This is a genomic window from Variovorax sp. BGA-UO-ETr-C22 (assembly GCF_059567965.1).
In genome coordinates this window covers 928,776-952,871 of record NZ_JCAQPA010000010.1, presented here as the reverse complement: position 1 = coordinate 952,871, position 24,096 = coordinate 928,776, and the positions used below count along the sequence as shown (strand labels likewise).

Here is a 24,096-nt window from a genome sequence, read left to right as displayed (position 1 = left end):
TATTTGTATGCCGTTTGGCGTTTTTCAAGTCTTGGAGGCCTGCCCCAGCAGCCAGTCCTGGAACGCCAGGATGCGCGGGTCCTGGGCGCTGCCTTCCGGGTAGACCAGGTGGTAGGCGTAGCCCGCCGCCATGGGCACGCCGATGTCGAACAGCCGCACCAGCCGGCCCTGGGCGAGGTCGGCGCCGATCATGTCCAGGTCGGCCAGGCCGACCATGCCGCTCTCGGTGACGGCGCGCACCACGTCGCTCGAGTCGGCGAAGCCGATGCAGCGGCTGTCGTCGAAGCCCTCGATGCCGGCCGCGGCCATCCACATTGGCCAGTTCGGCCAGACCATGCCGTCGGTCTTCCAGTCGACGTAGCACAGCGTGTGCTGGAACAGGTCGCGCGGCGTTGCCAGCGGGGGCCCGCTGGCCAGCAGCCTGGGGCTGCAGACCGGCACGATGACGGTGTCGAACAGCCGCTGCGCGCGCGTGCCCGGGTACTTTCCGGTGCCGAAGCGGATCGCCACGTCGATGTCGTCGGCGTCGAAATCCCGCAGCGCGTCCGAAATATCAAAACCCAGTTCCAGCCCCGGGTTCGCGGCGCGGAACTGCGGCAGCCGGGGCAGCAGCCAGTTGGTCGCGAAACGGGCGCTGGTCGACAGCCGCAGCGTCGCCGCCCCGCGCGCCATGCGCCGGGCGCGGCCGGCGGCGCGGCGCAGGGTGTCGAGTGCGTCGGCGGTGGCCTCGAACCACACGGCACCGGCCGGCGTCAGGCGGATGCTGCGGCTGGTGCGCGTGAACAGCACCACGCCGAGCTGCTCCTCGATCTCCTTGATCTGGTGGCTCACGGCCGCCGGCGTCAGCCCGACTTCTTCGGCCGCCCGCGTGAAGTTCAGGTGCCGCCCGGCAGCCTCGAAGGTGCGCAGGGCGCGGGTGCCGGGGAGCAGTCTGGGGTGCATCGATCTTCAAATAGTTTTTGATAATTTTCCAAAAACTATTCGTTTCTCCTGGGGAAGTCAACGCGGGATAGTTCAGGAACTTGATGATTCATCCCCTCCAAGAGCCACGAAACCATGTCCGCCAGCGTCCCTTCTCCTTCTTCCTTCGTCGTGCAGCGCAACGGCCAGCCGGCGAGCGCCGGGGCCCTGGCGTCGCTCGCCTTCGCCGGCCACGCGCACTTCACGGTCATGCAGGTGCGCGGCGGCCGGGTGCGGGGCCTCGACCTCCACCTGGCGCGGCTGCGCTTTGCCTCGCAGACCCTGTTCGGCCAGGCGCTGCCCGACGACACGGTGTGCGCCCACCTGCGGGCGGCGCTCGCGGCCGGCCCGGCGGACCTGTCGCTGACCGCCACCGCCTACTCCCCGGCCGGCGAGTTCACCACGGCCGACGCGGTGCCCGAAGTGCTGATCCGAACCGGCCCGCCTTCCAGCGGCCCCGCCGGCCCGCTGACCCTGGCCGCGATCGAGCACGAGCGCTTCCTGCCGTCCGTGAAGCACGTCGGCGAAGGCGCCAAGACCCAGCTGCTGCGCCAGGCCGTCGCGCAGGGCTTCGACGACGCGGCCTTTCTCGACCGGCACGGCCGGCTCGGCGAGGCGTCGATCTGGAACCTGGCCTTCTGGGACGGCGAGGCGGTGGTGTGGCCCGAAGCCGAGATCCTGACTGGCACCACGATGGGCATCGTGCGCCGGCAGCTCGAACGCCTCGGTGTCCCGCAGCGCAGCCAGGTGCTGCGGATGGCTGACCTGCCCGCGCTGGCCGGCGCCGTGGTCATGAACTCGTGGACGCCGGGCGTGGCGGTGCACCGCATCGGCGACGTGGTGTTGCCGCCAGCGCCGGCTTTCGTGGAACTGCTGCACCGGGCCTATGAGGCCGAGCCGCTCGTGTCGCCTTGAAGGAACCCTCGCGCGCGGACGCTGCGCGCCAGATCACCCGCCGACTACCAGCGGATGCCGAGCTTGACGAACAGCTTGGACAGCACGAACAGCGGGCCAACCCAGAGGTACTGGATGTCCTCGAAGAACGAAGGCTTCTTGCCTTCGATCTTGTGGCCGACGAACTGGAAGATCCACGCCACCACGAAGATCGCCGCCGACACCGGCGCCACCGCGGTGCCCATCGCATGCACCGCCACCAGCGCCAGCACCGTGAGCGCCAGCATCGTGACGAGGAAGGCCGGCGAGCGCAGCAGGGCGTAGTACACGAGGCTGGCCGCCACGAAGGCGTAGGCCACCCACGGATGGATCGCGAACAGCAACCCGACGATGCTCAGCATGATCGCGGGAATGGCCACGAAGTGGATCAGCTCGTTGGTGGGATGGCGGTGGCTCTCCTCGTAGTGGGCGAGCAGGCGGTCGACCTTGCGCTCGCTGGTGGCGAGCGGGGCGGCGGCAGTGTGGGTCATGGCAGGTCTCCGGGGCGCCGTGCGTTGCGGCAAGAGTCTCATGGTGCCCACGGCGCCAGGCGATGGCAAGTGGCGTCGTCCCGGGGGCGGACGACGGCCGGGCGCCATGACTTAGGGCACTGTCGCGCGGGGCTTGCGCCGCTAAGATCAAATCCGTGGCCTCTTTCGACTCCCCCTCCGCACCCCTGCCGCCCACCACCGACATCGGTGTGCCCGCCGGCGTGTCCGGCGCGATCCTGGTGGTGGACGACCACGACCTGCTGCGCCTGGGCGTGAGCGCGCTGGTGCAGGCCCAGGCCGCCACCTCGGGCGCGCGCATCTCGGTGTTCGAGGCCGGCAACATCGCCGACGCGCTCGCGCTCTATGCGGCGAACGAGGCGGCCATCGGCCTCGTGCTGCTCGACCTTGCGCTGCCCGACACGCACGGGCTCAGCGGCCTGGCCGAGTTCCGCCTGCGCTTTCCGGCGGCGCGCGTCGTGGTGCTCTCGGGCACCGCCAACAGCACGCTGGCGCAGGGCGCGCTCGCACTCGGGGCCAGCGCCTTCCTGCCCAAGTCCGCCGACCTGAAGGAGATGGTGGGCTTCATCCGCGCCTGCGGCCTGTTCGAGGCCGACGGCACGCCGCAGCAGCCGCTGCCGCCCGCGTCGCTGCCCAAGTCGCTGTCGGGGTATGCGGAGTTCGCGCACGCCAGCGCCTGGCAGGAGCTCACGCCGCGTCAGATGCAGGTGCTGCAGTGGGTGCTCGAAGGCAAGGCGAACAAGGAGATCGCGCAACTGGCCAACCTGAGCGAGGGCACGGTGAAGAACCATGTCTCGACCATCCTGCTGCTGTTCGGCATGCGCTCGCGCGCCCAGCTGATCAGCATGCTGCGTTGAGCGGCGCCACGCTGGCGGGCCGCGGCGACGCCGCCGCCGGCCAGCTGCTGGGCCAGCGCGTGCTGCGCGAGCACGTCGGCTCGGTCTATGACACCTACGGCATCTCCACGCTGACCCACCTGGGCTTCGTGATCGTGTTCGGCTGCATCATCTACTCGCAGCTCAGCGATGCGCGCCTGCTGTTCTGGATGGCGGCGCTGGTGGCGGTCGACATCTACGTGTTCTTCACGCCGCGCTGGACGCCCGACAAGCCGGCCTCCGAGAGCCCGTACTGGGCGCGCAAGATCTCGCGCATGGTCACGCTGGTCAGCATGATCACGGCGGTGGTGCCCTGGTTCATCGTGCCGCACGAGAACCTGCCCATGACCTCGCTGCTGATGGCCGTGATCGTCGGCAGCTGCGCGCGCGCCGCGCAGTCGCTGTGGCCGCTCAAGCCCGCGCTGTTCGGCTACACGCTGCCCATGTCGCTGGGCATGATCATCGCGCTGGCCTGGCAGGGCGATGGCCTGCACCTGTTCCTGGCTGCGGCCGGCTCGGCCTACCTGATGCTCACGCTGCACGCCGGCGTGCGCCAGCACCGGCTGCTGACCGACTCGCTCATGCTGCGTTTCGAGAACGAGGCGCTGGCCGCGCGTCTGGGCGAGCAGATCGCCGCCACCGAGCGCGCCAGCGAAGAAAAGACCCGCTTCCTCGGCGCCGCCAGCCACGACCTGCGCCAGCCGCTGCACGCCATCGCGCTGTTCGGCGCCGCGCTCGAGAACGAACTGCGCGGGCGCCCCGAGAGCCGCAACGCGGAGCGCCTGATGCGCGCGGTGAACGCGCTGGGCGCGTCGCTCGACACCATGCTCGATGTGTCCCGGCTCGACGCCGGCGTCATCACGCCGTCGCCGCAGCCGGTGGAGCTCGACGCGCTGTTCCTGCCGCTCAACCACACCTTCTCGGCGCAGGCCGAGCAGAAAGAGCTGCAGCTGCGCGTGCGCGCCAGCGGCCTGTGGGTGCGCAGCGATCCGCAGCTGCTGCATCGCATGCTGTCCAACCTGATGGACAACGCCCTCAAGTACACCGTGCAGGGCGGCGTGACCGTGACGGCGCGCGACCGTGGCGACACTGTGTGGATCGAGGTGCGCGACACCGGCATCGGCATCGCACCCGAGCAGTCGCACCGCATCTTCGAAGAGTTCTACCAGATCGATAACCCGGGCCGCGACCGCGCGCGCGGGCTGGGCATCGGCCTGTCGATCGTGCGTCGCCTGTCGCGCCTGCTGGGCCATCCGGTGCAGATGCATTCGCGCCCGGGCCGGGGTACGCACTTTCGCGTCGTGCTGCCGACCGTGCCGCCGCAGGTCAGTGCGCTCGTGGGCCCGTTCCCGGCCGGCAGTGTCGAACTGGCTGCACGTCGGCGCGCGGCCACGCTGCCCGGCCGCGTGCTGCTGATGGACGACGAGCTCGAAATCCGCGAGGCCATGACCGGCCTGCTGCGCTCCCACGCGATCGACGCGCACGCCGTCGCCGACGAGGCCGCCGCGGCCGAGGCGCTGCACCAGGCCCGCGCCGAGGGCCGGCCCTTCGGCCTGCTGATGTGCGACTACCGCCTCGCCGACGGCGTCGACGGCCTGGACGCCGGCCTGCGCCTGAGCCGGCATGCCGGCGCCGAGCTGCCGCTGCTGCTCATCACCGGCGAGACCTCGCCCGACCGCCTGCAGCGCGTGCGCGAGTCGGGCGTGCCGGTGCTGTTCAAGCCGGTGGCGCCCGATGCGCTGCTGCAGGCCATGGCGGGGCTCGCGACGGCACCGTAGCGTCGTGCACACAGCTTGCGATCGAAAGTGAATACGTTGTAGTTCATTGCGTGCCGATCGATTCGGATAGGCACACATGCAATGACTTTTGGCACTGCCGGGAACATCGGCCCCGTCGTAATTTCGGGTTTCCACGGCGTCGACGGACAGCGGTCCGCGTTGCCACCGAACAAGAATCGACAAGGGAGTGACCATGAATTTCAAACCTGCTGCAGTGGCCGCCGCGACGGCCGCGCTGCTGGCCCTGACGGCGTGCGGAGGTGGGGGCAGCGGCGGCGGTGGTGGTGGCTTCGTGTTGCCGCCGCCGGCCCCGCCGCCCGCACCGGCACCAGCCCCGGCGCCTGCACCCACACCAGCGCCGGCCCCCGCACCCGCGCCGAATCCGGGCGCGACCACTTTCCTGTACGAGGGCCTGCCGGCTGCGACCGCCACGTCGGCCTTCTTCGACAGCCTCGCTGCACAGGGCGCGCGCGGGTTCCGTTTCCTGAGCGGTTTCTCTTTCATGGCCAGCCCGACCACTGTCGATCAGGTCGATGGTTTCGTGAAGACCGTCGATGCGACCTACAGCTACGAGAAGAAGCCGCAGGCCACGTCCAACGCGGACCTGCTGAACCAGCTGAATGAAGCCGGTGCGCGGGGCTTCCAATGGGCGGGCGAGTGGATCGTCGGTGGCGAGACCTTCTACTTCTACCGCAAGAGCAGCGCCGACACTGCCACCTACAGCTACCGTGTCGAGCTGGCGCCTAAGAGCAAGGCGGACTACCTGACACAGGCGAACACTCAGGGTGCGAGCGGTTTCTTCAACCGGACAGCCGAGTTCGGAACCGGAGATCCGGCGGGCATGGTCGCCGTCTATGAGAAAAGCTCGGTTGGCAACGCCACCTTCGCTTATGAAATGGGCGATCCCATCAACGACCACGCTGACTACCTTGCGCAGTTCAATGAGCGCGGCGCCCGTGGCTTCCGCTTTCGGGCGGAGCTGATCTTTGCGGGGGGCAACGGTGTGCTCTACGCCAAGGACCTGTCGCAGTCGACGACCTTCAACTTCTATTCGCTTGCACCAGCCACTAACACCACGGCCCTCATCCAGCAGGCGAACGCCGAAGGGGCCAAGAAGGCGGCGCTGCTCGGTCACCTGGCGCTGGGCACCAGCGAGCAGAAGGCCTACTACTTCACGCCGACCAACTGCAACGCCAGCCCGGTGTGCGGTCCGACGTCATTGTTCGGTTTCTGATTCCCGAAGAGGCACACACGCAGGGGGAAATACAAAGGGAGAAAAAAGAAAGACAGGGAGCTGACGGTCCCCGGCGCGAGTCGGGGACCGTTTTTTTTGACCGAAGCGAACGGCGGCGAAAGCGCCGGTCAGCCCAGGAGCGCCTGCGCGAACTCGCGGGCGTTGAAGGTCTCGAGGTCTTCGAGCTTTTCGCCCACGCCGATGAAGTACACCGGAATCGGCCGCTCGCGCGCGATGGCGCACAGCACGCCGCCCTTGGCAGTGCCGTCGAGCTTGGTCACGATGAGGCCCGTGAGGCCCAGCGTCTCGTCGAAAGCCCTGACTTGCGCCAGCGCGTTCTGGCCGGTGTTGCCGTCGATCACCAGCAGCACTTCGTGCGGCGCGGTGGCGTCGGCCTTGGTGACGACGCGCTTGATCTTCTTGAGCTCGTCCATCAGGTGCAGCTGCGTCGGCAGGCGCCCGGCCGTGTCGACCAGCACCACGTCCTTGCCGCGCGCCTTGCCGGCGTTCACCGCGTCGAAGCTCACGGCCGAGGGGTCGCCGCCTTCGTTGCTGACGATCTCGACGGTGTTGCGGTCGGCCCAGACCAGCAACTGCTCGCGCGCCGCCGCCCGGAAGGTGTCGGCCGCGGCCAGCAGCACCGAGGCGCCTTCGGTGGCCAGGTGCTTGGTGAGCTTGCCGATGGAGGTGGTCTTGCCCGCGCCGTTGACGCCGGCCACCATGATCACGGTGGGCGTGTATTCGCCGATGACCAGCGGCTTTTCGAGCGGCTTGAGCAGGTCGGTGACGGCGTCGGCCAGCAGGCGCTTGACCTGCGATGCGTCGGTGGCCATCTGGCGCTTGACGCGCACCTTCAGGTCGTCGAGCAGGAACTCGGTGGCCTTGACGCCGGTGTCGGCCATGAGCAGCGCCGATTCGAGCTCTTCATACAGCGCGTCGTCGATCTGCGCGTTGACGAACACGGCCTGGATGCCGGTGCCGGTCTTGCGCAGGCCGGTCTTGAGCTTGTCGAACCAGCTCTTGCGCTCGGTGGCGATGGGGGCCGGCTCGACGACGGCGACAGGCGCGGGAGGCGGTGCGGGCACGGGCGCCGGAGGGGGCGGCGGTGGCGCGATGACGGGAGCGGGTGCGGGAATGGGGGCGGGCGCTGGCGCAGGGATCGGCGCTGGTGCAGCGACCGGAACTGGCGCGGGCGTCGGCGCCACCACGGGCGCGGCCGGTGTCGGCTCGGGGGGCGGCGCAGGGGTGGGTGCGGGTGCGGGAACAGGCGCTTCCGCCGCAGGCTTCGACCCGAACCAGCTCGACGGCGAGAACACCGAGCGTGCCGGTGCGGGTTCCGCGGCCGGGGAGGGCGCGGGTTCGGCGGTCGGCGGCGGGGCCGGTGTCACCGGGGCATCGGCAGGTGGTTTTTTCTTGAAGAAACTGAACATCGGGAGCTTTTTACAATCCGACCCATTCTATGAAACACCTCTCGCCACGCCGCGCTGCGTCTGGTGCGGTGCTGGCCCTGGCGCTTTCGGCGCTGTGGACCGTGCCCGCGCAGGCCCAGTCCACCCCCGCTCCCGCCGCGTCGACCCCTGCCGCCGCGGCCCCGGGCCCCCAGCAATTCACCCTCGCCAACGGCATGACCGTGATCGTGCAGACCGACCGGCGCTCGCCGACGGCGGTGCAGATGGTCTGGGTGCGGGTCGGCTCCATGGACGAGGTCGACGGCACCACGGGCGTGGCGCACGTGCTGGAGCACATGCTGTTCAAGGGCACGAAGAGCGTGCCGGCCGGCGAGTTCTCGCGCCGCGTGGCGGCGCTGGGCGGCCAGGAAAACGCCTTCACCATGCGCGACGCCACGGGCTACTACCAGCAGATCCCGGTCGGCAGCCTCGAGCAGGTGATGAAGCTCGAATCGGACCGCTTCGCCAACAACCAGTGGCCCGACGACGAGTTCAAGCGCGAGATCGAGGTGGTCAAGGAAGAGCGCCGCCTGCGCACCGACGACCAGCCGCGCGCCCTGCTCGGCGAGCAGCAGAGCGCGGCCGTCTTCACCGCGTCGCCGTACCGCCGCCCGGTGGTGGGCTGGATGAGCGACCTCGAATCGATGACGCCCGCCGATGCGCGCGCTTTCTTCCAGCGCTGGTACGTGCCGGCCAACGCCGTGCTCGTGGTGGCCGGCGACGTCGACGTGGCGCGGGTGCGCGCGCTGGCCGAGAAGTACTACGGCAGCATCCCCGCACGCGCCGTGCCGGAGCGCAAGCCGCGCACCGAGCCCGCGCAGCGCGGCATCCGCCGCCTCGAATTCAAGGCCCCGGCCGAGCAGGCGTACGTGTCGCTCGCCTTCCGCGTGCCGCAGCTCACCAACATCGACGACGCCAACAGCGACGCCTGGGCGCTGGTGGTGCTCTCGGCCGTGCTCGACGGCTACGCCGGCGCGCGGCTCGACCGCGCCCTCACGCAGGGCCCCGGCCGCGTGGCCGATTCGGCCGGCGCGTACGCGGGTTTCATCGGCCGCGGTCCGCAGCTGTTCATGCTCGACGGCGTGCCGGCCGCCGGCAAGACCGCCGAGACGGTCGAGGCCGCGCTGCGCGCCCAGGTGGCGCGCGTGGCGAAAGAGGGCGTCGGCGAGGCCGAGCTGGCCCGCGTCAAGACGCAGTGGGTGGCGAGCGAGACCTACAAGCGCGATTCGGTGATGGCGCAGGCGCGCGAACTCGGCAGCAACTGGATCCAGGGCCTGCCGCTGGACGCCAGCGAGCGCATCGTCGCCCGGCTGCAGGCCGTGACGGCGGCGCAGGTGCAGGCCGTGGCCGCCAAGTACTTCGGCGACGACCAGCTCACGGTCGCCACGCTGCGGCCCCTGCCGCCCGAACCCAAGCGCGGCCGCGGCTTCGCAGCCCCTGTGGGCGAGATGCGCTGAAAGGCACCGGATTCCCCTCATGAAGAACCTCCACAAGATTGCAAGCACCGCCCTCCTGGCGGGCATCACCGCGCTGTTCGGCATGGGCAGCGCGCAGGCCGCGCTGCCCATCCAGCATTGGACGCTGGCCAACGGCGCCAAGGTGTACCTGGTGTCGACCAACGCATTGCCGATCGTCGACGTGCAGATCGACTTCGACGCCGGCAGCCGGCGCGACCCGGCCGCGCAGGCCGGGCTGGCCAGCACCAGCGCCGCGATGGTCGAGAAGGGCGTGCGTGCCGGGCGCAACGGCGAGCCCGCGCTCGACCAGAATGCGCTGGGCGAGGCCTGGGCCGACCTGGGCGCCAGCTTCGACGTGAGCGCCGGCACCGACCGCACCAGCTACACGCTGCGCACGCTGTCCGACCCGGCGCTGCTGACCAAGGCCGTGGCCCTGGCCGCGCGCGAGATCGGCGAGCCCTCGTTCCCCGACGACATCTGGCCGCGCGAGCGCGAGCGCATCAACGCCGCCATCAAGGAAGCCAACACCAAGCCCGCCACCGTCGTCGGCCGCGCCTTCGCGCAGGCCGTGTACGGCACGCACCCCTACGGCCAGGAAGTGACCGAAGCCACGCTGGCGCGCATCGACACCGCCGCCATGCGCCAGCGCTACGAGCAGCTGATCCTGCCGTGCCGCGCCAAGCTCAGCATCGTGGGCGCGGTCACGCGCGCCGAGGCCGAGGCGCTCGCGACCACGCTGCTGTCGCGCCTGCCCAGCCCCGCCGCCTGCGCACCGCTGCCGGCCATCGCGCCGGTGGTGGCGCTCACGGCGCCGAAGGACGAGCGCATTGCGTTCGACTCGGCGCAGGCCCACGTCTTCATCGGCCAGCCCGGCTACCCGCGCCAGGACCCGGACCACTTCGCGCTCACGCTCGGCAACTACGTGCTCGGCGGCGGCGGCTTTGTCTCGCGGCTGACCGAAGAGGTGCGCGAGAAGCGCGGCCTGGCCTACAGCGTGTACAGCGGCTTTGCGCCGGGGCTCGACGCGGGCGCCTTCCGCATCGGCTTCCAGACCCGGCCCGACCAGGCCGAGGCGGCGACGAAGGTCTCGCGCGACGTGCTCGCGAAGTTCGTGGCCGAAGGCCCGACCGAGAAGGAGCTGAAGGCCGCCAAGGACAACTTGATCGGCGGCTTCCCGCTGCTGCTGGACAGCAACCGCAAGCTGATCGGCAACGTCGCCAACATCGCCTGGTACGGCCTGCCGCTGGACTACCTCGACACCTGGACCGCGCGCATGAACGCGGTCACGGCCGCCGACATCCAGGCCGCGTTCGCCCGCAAGCTGCAGCCGCAGCGCATGGTGACGGTGGTGGTGGGCGGCAAGCAGGCCGCCGCGGCGCAGTAAGAAGAAAAGAAGAGCTCAGGCCAGCGCGTGTGGCCCGCTGCGCGCGGCCTCGCGCACCGCGGCGCCGAGCTGCGCCAGCAGGCGCGGCGCGGCGCGGGCGTGCTGCCAGTACAGCGGCACCGGCAGCGTCGCGCCGGGCACCAGTTCCACCAGCGTGCCGTCGCGCAGCGCATCGGCCACCATGCTGGTCGGGTGCATGCCCCAGCCGATGCCGCGGCAGGCCGCTTCGACGAAGGCGGCGGGCGAGGGCACCCAGTGGCGCGGCGTTTCCACGTTGCGGTGGCAGATGCGGCGCACCCAGCGCGCCTGCAGCCGGTCCTTGCGGTCGAACACCAGGTTCGGCGCGGCGGCCAGCGTGCGCGCGCCCACGCCCTTGGCGAAATAGCGTTCCACGAAACCGGGGCTCGCGGCGGCCACGTAGTGCACCGTGCCCAGCGCCTCGCTGTTGCAGCCCGTGACCGGCTGGGCCAGCGCGGTCACGGCCGCCAGCACGGCGCCGCTGCGCAACCGTTCGGCCGTGTGGTCCTGGTCGTCGGCCGTGAGGTCGAGCAGGGCGTCGGGCGCCTGCGCGGCGAAGGCGGCGGCACCCGCCATGAACCAGGTCGCGAGGCTGTCGGCATTGACCGCCACCCGCACCGTGACCCGCTCGTGCGCCTCGCCGCTGCCCATGCCGAGCGCGGGCAGGGCCTCGCGCAGCTCGTGCTCCAGCATGCCCACGCGCTCGACGTGCCGGCACAGCTGCAGGCCGGCCTCGGTCGCCACGCAGGGCTGGCCGCGCACCAGCAGCGCACCGCCGGTGCGCTCCTCGAGCAGCTTCACGCGCTGCGACACCGCCGAGGGCGTGACGTGCAGCGCGCGGGCGGCGCGCTCGAAACTGCCTTCGCGCACCACGGCGGCAAGGGCGTGCAGGGCGGCGTAGTCGAGCATGGTGGTGAATGAAGTAAAACTGAATCGGCGTTAGAAAGTTTAGTTTGATTGAATCGGCTGCGGACGGCAAGCTCGGACCATGACCGCCGTTCACGCCTCCACCGCTTTCCTCAACGGGCTCTTCATGAGCCTGGTGCTCATCGTCGCCATCGGCGCCCAGAACGCGTACGTGCTGCGCCAGGGCTTGCGCCGCGAGCACGTGAGCGCGGTGGTGCTGTTCTGCGCCGTCTGCGACGCGGTGCTGGTCGCCGCCGGCGTGGCCGGCATGGCGCAGGCGCTGAAGGGGCGGCCGATGCTGGCAACGCTGCTCGCGGGCTTCGGCGCGGCCTTTCTCTGCGGCTACGGCCTGCGCGCGCTGTGGCGCTCGCGCCAGCCGGGCGCGCTGCAGACGGTGTCGCAGGGCGCCTCGCGCTCGCGCGCCGCGGTGGTCGCGCAGGCCGCCGGCTTCACGCTGCTGAACCCGCACGTCTACCTGGACACCGTGCTGCTCGTGGGCACGGCCGGGGCGCAGTACCCGGGCCTGCTCAAGGCCTGGTTCGTGGTCGGGTCGACGCTGGCCAGCGTGCTGTGGTTCACCGCGCTGGGCTTCGGCGCGCGGCTGCTGGCGCCGGTGTTCGCACGCCCGCGCGCCTGGCAGATGCTCGATGCGCTCATCGGCGGCACGATGCTCGTGCTGGCCGCGCTGCTGGCGCGTCGCGCGTTCATGGGCTACTGAGTGAAGCGGGGCCAGCTGCGGCGTTAAGCTCGCCGCATGCCCCAGAAGCCCCCGAAGAAGAACGCCGCCGCGCCCGTCTCGCGCGCCCCCGCCGCCAAGCGCCCGTCGCGGCCCAGCGAGGTTCGCATCATCGGCGGCGAATGGAAGCGCACCCGCCTGGCCGTGGCAGACAAGCCCGGCCTGCGCCCCACGCCCGATCGCGTGCGCGAAACGCTGTTCAACTGGCTCGCGAGCCTGGCCGGCGTGGGTGGCGGTGCCTTGCCGGGCTGGCACTGCATCGACGCCTTCGCGGGCACCGGTGCGCTCGGCCTCGAAGCCGCCTCGCGCGGCGCGGCCCACGTGCTGCTGTGCGAGCAGGACGCCGCGCTGGTCGCCCAGCTGCAGGCCGCCAAGGCCAAGCTCTCGGCCGAGGCCGTGCGCGTGGAGCGCGGCAACGGAGTCACCGCGCTCGAGCGCGCGGCGGCAGGCAGCCTGCAGGCGGTGTTTCTCGATCCGCCCTTCGACAACCTCGCGCTGTACGAGCCGGCCCTGCGCGCCGCCGCGCGCGCGCTGCATGCCGACGGCGCGATCTACCTCGAGGCACCGCGCCGCTGGGCCGCCGAGGAGCTCGCCGCGCTGGGCCTGGCCGAATTCCGCTACCTGAAGGCCGGCGCCGTGCATGCCCATCTGCTGCGCCGCGCTGTGTCCGTGCCTGCATAATCCGCCGGACAAGCCGCACCGGCAGCATGAGGAAGAAGCAACCATGGCCAGCAACGTGATCGCGGTTTATCCCGGCACTTTCGACCCCATCACCCTCGGTCACGAGGACGTGGTGCGGCGTGCAACCCAACTCTTCTCCAAGGTGATCGTCGCCGTCGCGGCGGGCCACCACAAGAAGGCGCTGTTCACGCTCTCCGAGCGCATGGACATGGCCCGCGAGGCCGTGAAGCCCTACAGCGACCAGGTGACGGTCGAGAGCTTCTCGGGCCTGCTGCGCGACTTCGTGGTCGCGCGCGGCGGCAAGGCCATGGTGCGCGGCCTGCGCGCCGTGACCGACTTCGACTACGAGTTCCAGCTCGCCGGCATGAACCGCTCGCTGATGCCCGACGTCGAGACCGTGTTCCTGACCCCGAGCGACAAGTACCAGTTCATCTCCAGCACCTTCGTGCGCGAGATCGCCATGCTCGGCGGCGAGGTCAACAAGTTCGTCTCGCCGAACGTCGAGCAGCAGCTGACCGCCAAGGTCCGCAGCCTCGGTAGGGAATGAGCCCGCTCCCAGGCTTCGCGCTGAGGTGAGCGCCACCCCCTTGCCCCGCCTGCATCCGCTGGGCGATGCGGCGCTGGTGTGCGACCTGCCCGCGCCCGCCACGCTGGCGCAGCAGCAGCGCATCTGGGCGCTGGCCGCCGAGGTGCTGGCCTGGCCCGGCGTCGGCGAAGCGCTGCCGGGCATGAACAACCTCACGCTGACCTTCGACCCGACCGCCGTGGCGTTCGAGGAACTCGCGGCGCGCGTGCTCCAGGCCTGGCCGGGGCTTGCGGCCCATGCCGCCGAGGGGCGGCGCATCGAGATTCCCGTGGCCTACGGCGGCGAGCACGGTCCCGACCTGGCCGACGTGGCGGCCCACACCGGGCTGTCGGCGGCCGAGGTGGTGCGACACCACAGCGGCGGCGACTACGTGGTCTACCTGCTCGGCTTCCTGCCGGGCTTCGCCTTCATGGGCGGGCTGCCGCCCGAGCTCGCGACACCGCGCCGCGCCGAACCGCGCACCGCCGTGCCCGCGCGCTCGGTCGGCATCGGCGGCGAGCAGACCGGCATCTACCCGCTGGTGTCGCCGGGCGGCTGGCAGCTCATCGGGCGCACGCCGCTCGAGCTGTTCGATCCCTCGGCCGAGTCGCCCACCTTGCTGCGTCCGGGCGACCGCGTGCGCTTCGTCGTCGAAAGCCTGCAGACATGATCCTCGTGCGCAAACCCGGCGTGCATGCCTCGGTGCAGGACCTCGGGCGGCCCGGCCTGCGCCAGCTCGGCATCTGCCCGGGCGGCGCGCTCGACATGCTCGCGCTCACGCTGGCGAACCGGCTGGCCGGCAACGCCGACGCGGCGGCGGGCATCGAATTCACCATGGGCGGTTGCGAGCTGCAGTTCGAAGTCGACACCCGCATCGCGCTCACCGGCGACGACTTCGGCGCCACGCTCGACGGCGTGCCGCTGTGGCCCTGCTGGAGCGTGCCGGTGCGTGCCGGCCAGACCTTGCGCCTTGCCGGCGCCAACGCGCCCGGCACGCCGAAGGCCGGCCTGCGCAGCTGGCTCGCGGTGGCCGGCGGCATCGACGTGGCGCCCGTGCTTGGCTCGCGCAGCACCGACCTCAAGGCCGGCTTCGGCGGCCACGAAGGCCGCGCGCTGCGCAAGGGCGACCGGCTCGCGCTGGGCGCTTCGCGCCTCGGCGCCGACCAGAACGCGCGCCGTCCTTTCGGCCTGCGCGCGCCCGACTGGGGCACGGCCGAGCCCGACGGCGCCTTCGCGCTGCGCGTGCTGCCCGGCCCCGAGTTCGATCTGTTCACGCCCGACGCGCAGGCGTTGCTGTGGAGCGAGCGCTGGCGTATCACGCCGCAGAGCAACCGCATGGGCAGCCGGCTCGCCGGCGCCGAGCTGCAGCGCAAGGCGGGCGGCGACATGCTGTCTTCGGGCGTGATCCCCGGCACGATCCAGGTGCCGCCTTCGGGCCAGCCGATCATCCTCATGGGCGACGCGCAGACCACCGGCGGCTACCCGCGCATCGGCGTGGTGATCCGCGCTGACCTCTGGAAGCTCGCGCAGGCGCCGCTCGGCGGCCGGCTGCGGCTGGTGCGCACCGACCTGTCGCACGCGCTCGCGGCCTGGGCCGCGCAGCAGCGCTACCTGGCGCAGGTGGCGCAGGGGCTCGCCGCTGCGGGCTGGCCCGGCGCGGCCTAGACTGTGGCCTGACGCAGGTGGCTCCCGCACCTGCCCCCGAGACGGAGAACATCCCATGCAGATCGACTTGAACGCCGACCTCGGCGAAGGCGCCGGCAGCGACGAAGCGCTGCTCGGCCTCGTGAGTTCCGCCAACATCGCCTGCGGCTGGCACGCGGGCGACGCCAGGACCATGCAGCAGTGCGTGCGCTGGGCCATGGCGCACGGCGTGGCGATCGGCGCGCACCCGAGCTTTCCCGACCGCGAGAACTTCGGCCGCAGCACCATGCACCTGCCGCCCGAGGAGATCGTCGCGAACGTGCTCTACCAGGTCGGCGCGCTGGCCGCGATCGTCAAAGCCGAGGGCGGCCGGCTCGCGCACGTGAAGCCGCACGGCCAGCTCTACAACCAGGCGGTGAAAGAGCCCGAGCTGGCCGAGGCGCTGTGCGAGGCGGTGCGCCGCTTCGACCCTTCGCTCAAGTTCTTCGGCCTGGCCGGCAGCAACATGATCGACGCGGCCCGCCGCGCCGGCCTGCAGCCTGTGGAAGAGGTGTTCGCCGACCGCGGCTACATGCCCGACGGCAGCCTCGTGCCGCGCAGCCAGCCCGGCGCGCTCATCGAGAGCGAGGAGCAGTCGCTGGCGCAGACGCTGTCGCTGGTGCGCGACCACCGCGTGGTCGCCATCGACGGCAGCACCGTGCCCGTCAACGCCCAGAGCGTGTGCCTGCACGGCGACGGCGCGCATGCGCTGGCTTTCGCGCGGCGCATCCGCGAGCGGCTGCAGCAGGAAGGCATCGACGTTCGCGCGATGGCTTGAACGCAGGCCACGCGATGCCGGCGAAGCGCGCCTCTCCCACGGTCCTGCTGACGGGCTTCGAGCCCTTCGAGCAGGAGTTGCTCAACCCATCGTGGGAAGCGGTGCGCTCACTCGACGGCTGGCAGTGCGGCCGCGCCACCGTGCATGCGCGCCTCGTGCCCTGTGTCTTCGGTGAGGCGCTCACCGCGCTCGACCGCGCGATGGACGAGCTCCAGCCGACGCTGGTGATCTGCATCGGCCAGGCCGGTGGCCGCGCCGAGTTCACGCCGGAGCGCATCGCCATCAACGTCGACGACGCGCGTGTGCCCGACAACCTCGGCCGCCAGCCGATCGACGTGCCCGTGGTGCCCGGCGCGCCTGCTGCCTACTTCTCGAGCCTGCCCGTGAAGGCCATCGTGCGCGAACTGCGCGCGGGCGGCGTGCCGGCCTCGGTGTCGAACAGCGCGGGCACCTTCGTGTGCAACCACCTCTTCTACGGGCTGATGCACCGCCTCGCGACGCACGCGACGGCGAAGGGCGCGCGCGGCGGCTTCATCCATATTCCCTACCTGCCCGCGCAGGCGGCGCGCTTTCCGGGTGCGCCGAGCATGGCGCTCGAGACGCTGGTCGATGCCTTGCGTATCACCGTGAAGACCGCGCTCGCGGTGAAGCAGGACGTCGCGGAAACCGGCGGCCAGTTGCACTGACCGGGGCTCTCAAGCGCTGGGGAAGTGCTTGCCCAGCCAGGCGTTGAGCGCCGTGTTGACGAACGCAGGCTTCTCCATCGTCAGCATGTGGCCGCACTGCGGCACCCACACCACCTCAGCGCGCGGCAGCAGCGCCGCCATCTCGCGGGTGCATTCGGGTGGCGCGAGGCGGTCGTCGTCGCCGCACATCAGCAGCACCGGCGCACGCAGCAGGGCCAGGTGCGTGCGCGCGTCGGGGCGGCGCATCACGGCATGGTTCTGGCGGATGAGCTGGGCCGCGCCGGCGCCGAGCACGATGTCCAGGTAGCGCTGCACCAGCGCCGGGTTGGCGGCCTGCGCGGGATGGAAGGCGAAGGCGACGTTGGGCTCGATGATCTCGCGCACCTCGCCGCGCTCGAACCATTCGATGGCGCCTTCGCGCAGCGCGAACATGTCGGGCGTCTCGGGCCGCGCGCTGGTGCCCAGCAGCATCAACCCGGCGATGCGCTCGGGCGCCTGGCGCGCCGCTTCCATCGCGACCATGCCGCCCATCGACGCACCGCACAGCACCAGCGGGCCGTCGTGCTCGCGCAGCACGGCGCTGGCCATGCCCTCGATGGTGTCGTGGCGCGTCTGGACGTCGCTCACGCGGGCGCCGAAGGCGGCGGGAAGTGCGGGCAACTGGGCCTCCCAGAGGCGTTCGTCGCAGGCAAGGCCGGGCAGCAGGACAAGATGGGGCATGCGCCGATTTTGCGCGATCGGACGCGCCCGGCGCACGGCCCGTACGCGGTGGCGACCGTGCAACAGCGGGTTGGCACGAAGCCGCCGTGTCATGCACTCGGGGGACAATGCATGCAATGTCCACCACCACCCCCGACTCCGCCCCCACCGACCTCATCCTGATCCGCCACGGCGAAACCGCCTGGAACCGCGAGCTGCGCTTCCAGGGCCACGCGGACGTCCCGCTCAACGACATCGGCCACGAGCAGGCGCGCCGCCTGGGCCTGCGGCTGGCGGGCGAAACGGCACGGCACCTCATCAGCAGCGACCTCATGCGCGCCCAGCAGACCGCGGCGCCCGCGGCGCAGCAGCTGGCGCTGCCGGTCGTCACCTCGGCGGCGCTGCGCGAGCAGCACTTCGGCGTGGTCGAGGGCATGCGGGCCGACGAGATCCAGAGCCAGCATCCGCGCGCCTGGGAAGAGTGGCTGGAGTTCCGCGAAGACCACGCCATGCCGCAGGGCGAGAGCGCGCGCGAGTTCCATGCACGCGTGATCGGCGCGCTCGGCGCCGTCGCCGCTGCACATCGTGGCCAGCGCCTGATCGTCGTCACGCACGGCGGCGTGCTCGACATGGTGTGGCGCACCGCGCGCGGCCTGAGCCTCAGCGGCCCGCGCCAGAGCGAGATCCCGAACGCGGGCTTCAACCGCATCCGCATCGCCGACCCGGCCGCGCCGGACGCCATCGAGATCGTCGAGTGGGCCGACACGCGCCACCTCGCCGACCTGCCGCCGCAGCCGACCTACGACCAGCGGCGGCACCTGAAGAAAGATTGATTCAGGCCGGGCAACTGCCCGGCTTCGGCGTGCGCAGCAGCGGCACGCCGGCGCCCACGCCCGTGGGCTGGCCGCCGTCCACCGCGAGGCGGCCGTTCACCAGCACCGTGACCACGCCTTCGGACAGCAGCGTCGGCTGCGTGTAGGTGGCCTTGGCCGCGAAGCGCTTCGGATCGAACACCACCACGTCGGCGTGGTAGCCGGGGCGCAGGTGGCCGCGCTGCACGAGGCCCAGCGTGTCGGCCGTGTACGCGCTGCTGCTGCGGATGAACTGCGCCAGCGAGATCGCGCGTTCCTTCACCACGTACTGGTCGTACTTGCGCGCGAAGGTGCCGTAGGCGCGCGGATGGCCCAGCGACGAGTCGGACGAGGTCATGACCCAGGGCCGCTTCATGAAGGCGCGCACGTCGTCGTCGCTCATGTTGAACGAGGCGATCATGAGGTCGCCGTCGCGCAGCACGGCGATGGCGGCGTCGACCGGGTCGGCGTTCGAGGCCTTGGCCACGTCGGCCAGGGTCTTGCCCACGTACGTCGTGCTGCCGGCCGAGAACAGGATGGCCTCGGGCCCGCCGCGCAGGCGCAGGTTCTCGCGCATGTCCTTGCGCAGGCGCTCCTGCTGCGCCGCGTCGTCGAAGCGCTGCAGCGTGGCCGCGCGACCGCCTTCGTTGGCCCAGGGCGGCAGCAGCGCGGCCGAGAAGCGCGTGCTCGACGCGGTCCAGGGGTAGTGGTCGGCCGTGATGTCCAGGCCCGCGGCGCGCTCCTTCTCGATGCGCCGGATGATGTCGCCGCTCTGGCCCTGCACCGCCACGCCCAGCGCCTTGATGTGCGCCACGTGCACCGGCAGCTTCGCCTCGTGGCCGATGCGGATCACCTCGTCGATCGAGCCCTTGAGGCCGATGTTGTACATGGCCTCGTCGCGGATGTGGCTGTCGTACAGGCCGCCGTGCGCGGCCGCCACCTTCGCGAGTTCGATGACCTCCTCGGTCTTCGAGAAATTCTGCGGCGGGTAGAACAGGCCCGTCGACAGCCCGAGCGCACCGTCGCACATCGCGCGGCTCAGGTGCTGCTTCATGGTGTCCATCTGCGCGGGCGTGGGGGCGCGGTTGGCCTCGCCGAGCTGGCTGATGCGCAGCGGCCCGAAGCCCGCGTACATCGCGACGTTGGTGCCGACCGGCACGGCGCGCAGCTTCTGCGTCTGCGCCGCGATGTCGTAGCCGCCGAAGCCGTCGTTGCCGATCACGGCCGTGGTCACGCCCTGCGTGAGAAAAGGAATGTTCATGCGCTTGCGCGCGTCGCTCGAGAGCAGGTCGGCGTCGGCGTGCGTGTGGGCGTCGATGAAGCCGGGCGCCACCACGAGGCCGGTGGCGTCGATGGTGCGCCGCGCGCTGAACTGCGCCGGCATGGCGCGGCCCGCGAACACGATGCGGTCGCCCGCGATGCCGACGTCGCCGACCACGGGCGTGTCGCTGTCGCCCGTGTAGATGGTGCCGCCGCGCAGCAGCAGGTCGAGCGCGACAGTGGCTTCAGCGGCGGTGGTGTGGAAGGGCGAGGCGAGGGCCGCGAGTACGGCCAGCGTGACGAGGGAGCGCTGCATGGGCGAACGGGAAGAGAGCGGGAGGAGCGGCCAGTTTAGGAGTCGCTTCCGCGCAGCCGTTAATTCCTTTTGCGGCACGCCCCATGACCGGAAGGCATGGGTGGCGCCGCGCGCCGCTCAGCGCGCCGTGATCTGCCCGAGTCCCAGTCGCGCGTAGACCGCGTCGGTCTGCCGCCGCAGCCGCAGCGACTCGGGCTGGCCGTTGAGCTGCTGCTGCAGCAGGCCTTGCGCGCCCGCGAGTGCGGACTCGGTGCCGGTGCGCACCAGCGCGTCGAGGTAGAGCTGCTCGAACAGGTCGCGCTGCGCATGGCTGCCGCCGATCTCGATCATGCGCGGCAGCGCGACGCCCAGGCCTTCGACCGCACCCGCCACGTCGCCGCGCGCATGGGCCACGAGGCCGCGTGCGGCCGGCACGCACACGCGCTGCCACGCGGCGCGCGTGGACGCCGGCGCCACGGGCGCGAAGGCCTCGATGTTGTGCAGCAGCACCTGCGCCTCGGGCCGGCCGGCGCGCGCCAGGCCGTAGAGGTACTGCAGGTCGAGAAAGGGCAGCACGTGGTCGGCCTGGCGCTGCCGCAGGTGGTCGGCCACGTCGTCCCAGCGCGCACCGACGTCGATGCCCGCCAGCTCGAGCCGCGCGAGCAGCGACACGGCGCCGATCTGGTCCTGCGAGTAGTCCTTCACCACGCCCCAGGCGTGCTCGTCGTACACCGCGAGCGCTTCGGCGTCGCGGCCCAGGTCGATGAGGAACAGCGCCACGTGCCACCAGTTGTGCGTGACCATGAAGGAGTTGAGCCCGGTCCAGGTGTCGCTCACGCTTTGCATGAACGCCAGCCCCTCGGCCAGCCGGCCTTCGGTGAGCATCACGTGCGCCAGCGCATGGTGCGCCCAGGGCTCCTTGCGGCACAGGCCGATGGCGCGGCGCGCGCTGGCCTCGGCCTCGCGCAGCAGGTGGCACTGCTCGTAGCCGAAGGCCGCCATGCCGTGCACGTAGGGCACCTCGGCCGCGGCCGGCAGCGCCGCGAGTGCGAGCCGCAGCATGCCGGGACAGTCGCCGGTGTTGAAGCAGTGGTACTGGCCCAGCTTGACCGACACCAGGTCGCGCGGATGCTCGCGGGCCTGCTCGGCATGCAGCGCGATGGCGCGTGCGATGTCGCCGTCGGCCCAGGCCTGGACGGCGGCGATGTAGCGCTGCTCACGCGGCGCGGCGCGCGCCGCACCGGCGCGGGCCTTGTCGAGGAAGGGCTGCGCGTTGGCCGCGGCCTCGCGCGATTCGGCGAACAGGTGCAGCGTCGCGCAGTAGGCCTGCACGATCGGGCTGGCATCGCGCTCGGCCAGCGCCAGCAGGTTCACGGCGCGCGCCTCGGTCGAGAGAAAGCCCATGACGAAGTCGTCGACCAGCGCGAGGCTGGCGGTGTCGTCGAGCGTGAGCGGATTGCCGAGGCTGTCGGCGGCGTGCGGGGTTCCGTGGGAGGGCATGGCGGCATGGTGCCACGCCCCCGGCGTCTTTCAAGTCCCTGTGAGACGCCCTAGACACCCGCCTGCTGGTGGCGGTACTCCTGGGTCTGGCCGCCGTAGCCGTAGGCCGCGGCGCGCGCGTCGATCACGTGGACGTACGAGACCTCGTGCAGGTCGGGCCGCAGCCGCGCCATGGCCGCGTGCACTTCGCGCAGGTAGCGCGCCTTCTCGGCCTTGGTGTTGGTCTCGTCGGTCACGCTGATGTCCAGGTGGAAGGCCGACTTGCCGAGCTCGGCCAGCGACTTGCCCCCGATGAACCAGCTGTCGGCGGCGATGTACTGCACCGTGACGGCGATGACCGGCAGCGCCTTGCCCAGCACGCTCTGCGTGAGCTCGGCGACCGTGTCGACGGTCTTGCGGGTGAGGGCGGCGTCAGGCTGGCCGGAGAGGTGGACGACGATGTGGGGCATGGTGGACTCCTTTGGCGTTGAAGAACGGGTGGTCGATGGGGTGATTGTGGGCGTCGCCTCGCCATCGGAAAAGCGGGAAGATATGATGGAATCCATCGGATCAGCGAATGGATAGGCAGGCACCATGCAAGGCTTCGACCTCGAACAGTTGCGCACCCTGGTGGCGGTGGCCGACGCCGGCAGCCTCACGGCCGCGGCGCCGCGCGTGTACCTGTCGCAGTCCTCGGTGAGCGAACAGATCCGCAAGCTCGAGGAGCGCGTCGGCCAGTCGCTGCTGACGCGCAGCAAGGCCGGCGTGGCGCCCACCGAGGCGGGCCTGCGATTGCTGGGGCACGCGCGGCGCATCCTTGCGCTGAGCGACGAGGCCTTTCGCGACGTGCGCGGCGAAACGCTGCAGGGCGAGCTGCGGCTGGCCGTGACCGACTACTTCCGCCCCGGCGACCTCACCCGTCTGCTGGGCCGGCTCGGCGAGCGCTATCCGCAGGTGCGGCTGCACGTGACCATCCTGAAGAGCGACGCGCTGCGCACCGCCTATGCGCATGGCGATTTCGACGTGGGGTTGGCGATGAACATCGCGGGCGCCAATGCAGCAGCGGCGGGCAGCGGCGCCGTGCTGCGGCGCGAATCGCTGGCGTGGCTCGGCGCGACCGGCCTGCGCGTGGTGTGCGGCGAGCCGGTGCGGCTGCTGGCGCTGCCCGACACCTGCTCCCTGCACCAGTTCACCGTGTCCCTGCTGCGCCGCCGCCGCGTGCCCTACGTGCTGGCGCACGTGGCGTCAGGCGTGGCGGGCCTGCAGTCGGCCCTGGCCGCGGGCCTGGGCGTGGCCTGCCTCAACGAATCGGCGATCGGGGAGGGCATCGCGCGGCTCGCACCGCCGCATGGGCTGCCGGCGCTGCCGCGCGTGGCGTTCCAGTGGCTGCCTGCGCGGCGGGGCGAGACCGCGTTCGTGACGCGGGCGCGGGAGATGCTGTCGTTGCAGCTGGCCTGAAGGCCGTGCTCAGAGCTGCGGCCAGGGCCGCTGCACTTCCCGGATCTGCTCGAACGCACGCGCCACGCGCAGCACGCCGAGGTCGTCGAAGCGCTGTCCCGCGATCTGCAGCCCGATCGGCAAACCGCCGGCCGAGTACCCGCAGTTCACCGACGCCGCCGGCTGCTCCGACATGTTGAACGGCACCGTGAAGCCGATGTGCTCCAGCGGCCGCAGCGGGTCGTTGGTGGGCGAGGGCGCCTCGGCCGCCGCCGGCATGTTGGGCGACACCGGCGAGATCACGTAGTCGAAGCGGGCGCAGGCGTTCACCGTGGTGACGCGCGTGGCGTGGAACTGGCTGAAGCTGCGGAACACATGCTCGCCGCTGAATTCGGCGGCGCTCTCGGCCCACTCGCGGATGTAGGGCAGCACCTTGGCGCGCTGGTCGGGGCGCAGGGCTTTCAGGTCCACGAGCGAACGCATGCGCCACAGGTGGTCCATGCCGTCGAGCAGGGCCTGCGACATGAAGGGCTGCATGGGCTCGACCGTGGCGCCGGCCTTTTCGAACAGGCGAGCGGCCTGCTCGACCGCGGCCTGGATCTCGGGTTCGACCGCGAGGCCGCAGCCGGCGTCCAGCAGCAGCCCGATGCGCAGGCCGCGCAGGTGGTCGGGCGCGACGTCGAACGCGGCCCAGTCGATGTCCTGCGCGGGCAGGCTCATGCTGTCGCGCGCGTCGGGCCGGGCCAGCGCCTGCATCATGAGCGCGGCGTCGCCGACGGTGCGCGTCATGGGACCGGCGGCGCGGCCCATGTAGGGCGGATCGATCGGGATGCGCCCCAGGCTGGGCTTGAGCGTGAAGATGCCGCACCAGCTGGCCGGCAGCCGCAGCGAGCCGCCGATGTCGGTGCCCAGGTGCAGCGGGCCGTAGCCCGCCGCCGCCGCGGCACCGGCGCCCGCGCTGGAACCGCCCGGCGTGCGGCTCAGGTCCCAGGGGTTGCGCGCCAGCGTGTGAAAGCTCGACAGCCCCGACGACAGCATGCCGTAGTCGGGCATGGTGGTCTTGCTGACGATGACCGCGCCGGCCTCCTTCAGGCGCGCGGCCGGCGGGGCGTCGGCGGCGGCGGGCATGAGGTCGACGGCGGCCGTGCCCGCGGGCAGCGGGTCGCCGCGCGTGGCGATGTTTTCCTTGATGGTCGTCGGCACGCCGTCGAGCGGACCGCGCGCGTCGCCACGCAGCCAGCGCTGCTCCGAGGCGCGCGCCTGTTCCAGCGCGGCCTCGGGCCGGAACAGCCACGTGGCCTGCAGCCGGGGCTCGCAGTGCTCGATGCGCGCGATGACGGCGCGCGTCACCTCGACCGGCGACAGGCGCTTCTCGCGGTAGGCCGCAGAGAGCTCCTGTGCCGACAGGTCGCTCAACGAAGGCAGGGAAGCGTCAGGCACTGCG

24 protein-coding genes are annotated in these 24,096 nt (G+C 71.3%); 15 read left to right on the top strand and 9 right to left on the bottom strand.

What is annotated here, in order from left to right; all coding sequences use genetic code 11:
• Positions 1 to 24: 24 nt before the first annotated feature.
• Entirely contained in the window at positions 25 to 942 is a 918-nt protein-coding gene (locus AC57B8_RS17895; RefSeq protein WP_496480306.1) for a LysR substrate-binding domain-containing protein, read from the bottom strand.
• 114 nt (positions 943 to 1,056) lie between these two features.
• Here AC57B8_RS17895 and AC57B8_RS17890 point away from each other — a divergent pair, with 114 nt between their 5' ends.
• The gene (locus tag AC57B8_RS17890; protein WP_496480305.1) at positions 1,057 to 1,875 is read left to right on the top strand and encodes an aminotransferase class IV family protein; all 819 of its coding nucleotides are present in this window, start codon (positions 1,057 to 1,059) and stop codon (positions 1,873 to 1,875) included.
• Positions 1,876 to 1,919: 44 nt separating this feature from the next.
• Here the strand turns inward: AC57B8_RS17890 and AC57B8_RS17885 are convergent, their stop codons facing one another.
• On the bottom strand, positions 1,920 to 2,384 hold the full coding sequence (locus AC57B8_RS17885) for an Mpo1 family 2-hydroxy fatty acid dioxygenase (protein WP_144004491.1): 465 nt from the start codon (positions 2,382 to 2,384) through the stop codon (positions 1,920 to 1,922).
• A gap of 155 nt (positions 2,385 to 2,539) precedes the next feature.
• On the opposite strand from AC57B8_RS17885, the gene AC57B8_RS17880 reads away from it, so the two are divergent.
• The 3 genes from AC57B8_RS17880 to AC57B8_RS17870 all read left to right on the top strand — a co-directional run bounded on the left by AC57B8_RS17880 (position 2,540) and on the right by AC57B8_RS17870 (position 6,289).
• Positions 2,540 to 3,259 (top strand): response regulator transcription factor, encoded by a 720-nt coding sequence (locus AC57B8_RS17880; RefSeq protein ID WP_095746686.1) that lies wholly within the window; start codon positions 2,540 to 2,542, stop codon positions 3,257 to 3,259.
• Complete coding sequence (locus AC57B8_RS17875) at positions 3,256 to 5,055, top strand: ATP-binding response regulator (RefSeq protein ID WP_496480304.1); 1,800 nt, start codon at positions 3,256 to 3,258, stop codon at positions 5,053 to 5,055. Before AC57B8_RS17880 ends, AC57B8_RS17875 begins: the two co-directional genes overlap by 4 nt.
• Before the next feature lie 193 nt (positions 5,056 to 5,248).
• Entirely contained in the window at positions 5,249 to 6,289 is a 1,041-nt protein-coding gene (locus tag AC57B8_RS17870) for a hypothetical protein (RefSeq protein WP_496480303.1), read from the top strand.
• A gap of 128 nt (positions 6,290 to 6,417) precedes the next feature.
• Here AC57B8_RS17870 and ftsY read toward each other — a convergent pair whose 3' ends face one another.
• Positions 6,418 to 7,719, bottom strand: a complete 1,302-nt coding sequence (gene ftsY / locus AC57B8_RS17865; RefSeq protein ID WP_496480302.1) for a signal recognition particle-docking protein FtsY — start codon at positions 7,717 to 7,719, stop codon at positions 6,418 to 6,420.
• A gap of 29 nt (positions 7,720 to 7,748) precedes the next feature.
• Here ftsY and AC57B8_RS17860 point away from each other — a divergent pair, with 29 nt between their 5' ends.
• Both AC57B8_RS17860 and AC57B8_RS17855 read left to right on the top strand, forming a co-directional pair.
• Positions 7,749 to 9,194, top strand: coding sequence for a M16 family metallopeptidase (locus AC57B8_RS17860; protein ID WP_307589393.1), 1,446 nt, complete (start codon positions 7,749 to 7,751; stop codon positions 9,192 to 9,194).
• 19 nt (positions 9,195 to 9,213) lie between these two features.
• On the top strand, positions 9,214 to 10,578 hold the full coding sequence (locus tag AC57B8_RS17855; RefSeq protein WP_307589394.1) for a M16 family metallopeptidase: 1,365 nt from the start codon (positions 9,214 to 9,216) through the stop codon (positions 10,576 to 10,578).
• A gap of 15 nt (positions 10,579 to 10,593) precedes the next feature.
• Here the strand turns inward: AC57B8_RS17855 and AC57B8_RS17850 are convergent, their stop codons facing one another.
• Positions 10,594 to 11,505 carry a LysR family transcriptional regulator ArgP gene (locus tag AC57B8_RS17850; RefSeq protein ID WP_070061978.1) on the bottom strand — a complete coding sequence of 304 codons (912 nt, stop codon included), beginning with the start codon at positions 11,503 to 11,505 and terminating at the stop codon, positions 10,594 to 10,596.
• 79 nt (positions 11,506 to 11,584) lie between these two features.
• Between AC57B8_RS17850 and AC57B8_RS17845 the strand changes: the two genes are divergently transcribed.
• Genes AC57B8_RS17845 through pcp form a run of 7 tightly spaced genes read left to right on the top strand, consistent with a single transcriptional unit; the run spans position 11,585 to position 16,631 of the window.
• The gene (locus tag AC57B8_RS17845; protein ID WP_095746682.1) at positions 11,585 to 12,220 is read left to right on the top strand and encodes a LysE/ArgO family amino acid transporter; all 636 of its coding nucleotides are present in this window, start codon (positions 11,585 to 11,587) and stop codon (positions 12,218 to 12,220) included.
• 36 nt (positions 12,221 to 12,256) lie between these two features.
• Positions 12,257 to 12,919, top strand: a complete 663-nt coding sequence (locus AC57B8_RS17840; protein WP_159275437.1) for an RsmD family RNA methyltransferase — start codon at positions 12,257 to 12,259, stop codon at positions 12,917 to 12,919.
• A gap of 43 nt (positions 12,920 to 12,962) precedes the next feature.
• On the top strand, positions 12,963 to 13,466 hold the full coding sequence (coaD, locus tag AC57B8_RS17835; protein ID WP_062481439.1) for a pantetheine-phosphate adenylyltransferase: 504 nt from the start codon (positions 12,963 to 12,965) through the stop codon (positions 13,464 to 13,466).
• Positions 13,467 to 13,506: 40 nt separating this feature from the next.
• Positions 13,507 to 14,154 (top strand): 5-oxoprolinase subunit PxpB, encoded by a 648-nt coding sequence (gene pxpB, locus AC57B8_RS17830; RefSeq protein WP_496480541.1) that lies wholly within the window; start codon positions 13,507 to 13,509, stop codon positions 14,152 to 14,154.
• On the top strand, positions 14,151 to 15,149 hold the full coding sequence (locus AC57B8_RS17825; RefSeq protein WP_139706437.1) for a 5-oxoprolinase subunit C family protein: 999 nt from the start codon (positions 14,151 to 14,153) through the stop codon (positions 15,147 to 15,149). Before pxpB ends, AC57B8_RS17825 begins: the two co-directional genes overlap by 4 nt.
• Before the next feature lie 55 nt (positions 15,150 to 15,204).
• Complete coding sequence (gene pxpA / locus AC57B8_RS17820; RefSeq protein ID WP_070061982.1) at positions 15,205 to 15,945, top strand: 5-oxoprolinase subunit PxpA; 741 nt, start codon at positions 15,205 to 15,207, stop codon at positions 15,943 to 15,945.
• 14 nt (positions 15,946 to 15,959) lie between these two features.
• A complete protein-coding gene (pcp, locus tag AC57B8_RS17815; protein ID WP_496480301.1) occupies positions 15,960 to 16,631 on the top strand; it encodes a pyroglutamyl-peptidase I in 672 nt (223 codons plus the stop codon).
• Positions 16,632 to 16,640: 9 nt separating this feature from the next.
• Here pcp and AC57B8_RS17810 read toward each other — a convergent pair whose 3' ends face one another.
• A complete protein-coding gene (locus tag AC57B8_RS17810; RefSeq protein ID WP_174543705.1) occupies positions 16,641 to 17,351 on the bottom strand; it encodes an alpha/beta fold hydrolase in 711 nt (236 codons plus the stop codon).
• Positions 17,352 to 17,467: 116 nt separating this feature from the next.
• On the opposite strand from AC57B8_RS17810, the gene AC57B8_RS17805 reads away from it, so the two are divergent.
• Positions 17,468 to 18,163 carry a histidine phosphatase family protein gene (locus AC57B8_RS17805; protein ID WP_496480300.1) on the top strand — a complete coding sequence of 232 codons (696 nt, stop codon included), beginning with the start codon at positions 17,468 to 17,470 and terminating at the stop codon, positions 18,161 to 18,163.
• A 1-nt stretch (position 18,164) separates the two neighbouring features.
• Here the strand turns inward: AC57B8_RS17805 and AC57B8_RS17800 are convergent, their stop codons facing one another.
• From AC57B8_RS17800 to AC57B8_RS17790, 3 genes are all read right to left on the bottom strand, one after another.
• Positions 18,165 to 19,757: an N-acyl-D-amino-acid deacylase family protein gene (locus AC57B8_RS17800; protein ID WP_496480299.1), complete on the bottom strand. Its 1,593-nt coding sequence runs from the start codon at positions 19,755 to 19,757 to the stop codon at positions 18,165 to 18,167.
• A 117-nt stretch (positions 19,758 to 19,874) separates the two neighbouring features.
• A complete protein-coding gene (locus tag AC57B8_RS17795) occupies positions 19,875 to 21,236 on the bottom strand; it encodes a tetratricopeptide repeat protein (protein ID WP_496480298.1) in 1,362 nt (453 codons plus the stop codon).
• Positions 21,237 to 21,286: 50 nt separating this feature from the next.
• On the bottom strand, positions 21,287 to 21,685 hold the full coding sequence (locus tag AC57B8_RS17790; protein ID WP_095949164.1) for a tautomerase family protein: 399 nt from the start codon (positions 21,683 to 21,685) through the stop codon (positions 21,287 to 21,289).
• 124 nt (positions 21,686 to 21,809) lie between these two features.
• Here AC57B8_RS17790 and AC57B8_RS17785 point away from each other — a divergent pair, with 124 nt between their 5' ends.
• Positions 21,810 to 22,673, top strand: coding sequence for a LysR family transcriptional regulator (locus tag AC57B8_RS17785; protein ID WP_496480297.1), 864 nt, complete (start codon positions 21,810 to 21,812; stop codon positions 22,671 to 22,673).
• Positions 22,674 to 22,682: 9 nt separating this feature from the next.
• On the opposite strand, the gene AC57B8_RS17780 is transcribed toward AC57B8_RS17785, so the two are convergent.
• Entirely contained in the window at positions 22,683 to 24,092 is a 1,410-nt protein-coding gene (locus AC57B8_RS17780; RefSeq protein WP_496480296.1) for an amidase, read from the bottom strand.
• Between the last annotated feature and the right edge of the window lie 4 nt (positions 24,093 to 24,096).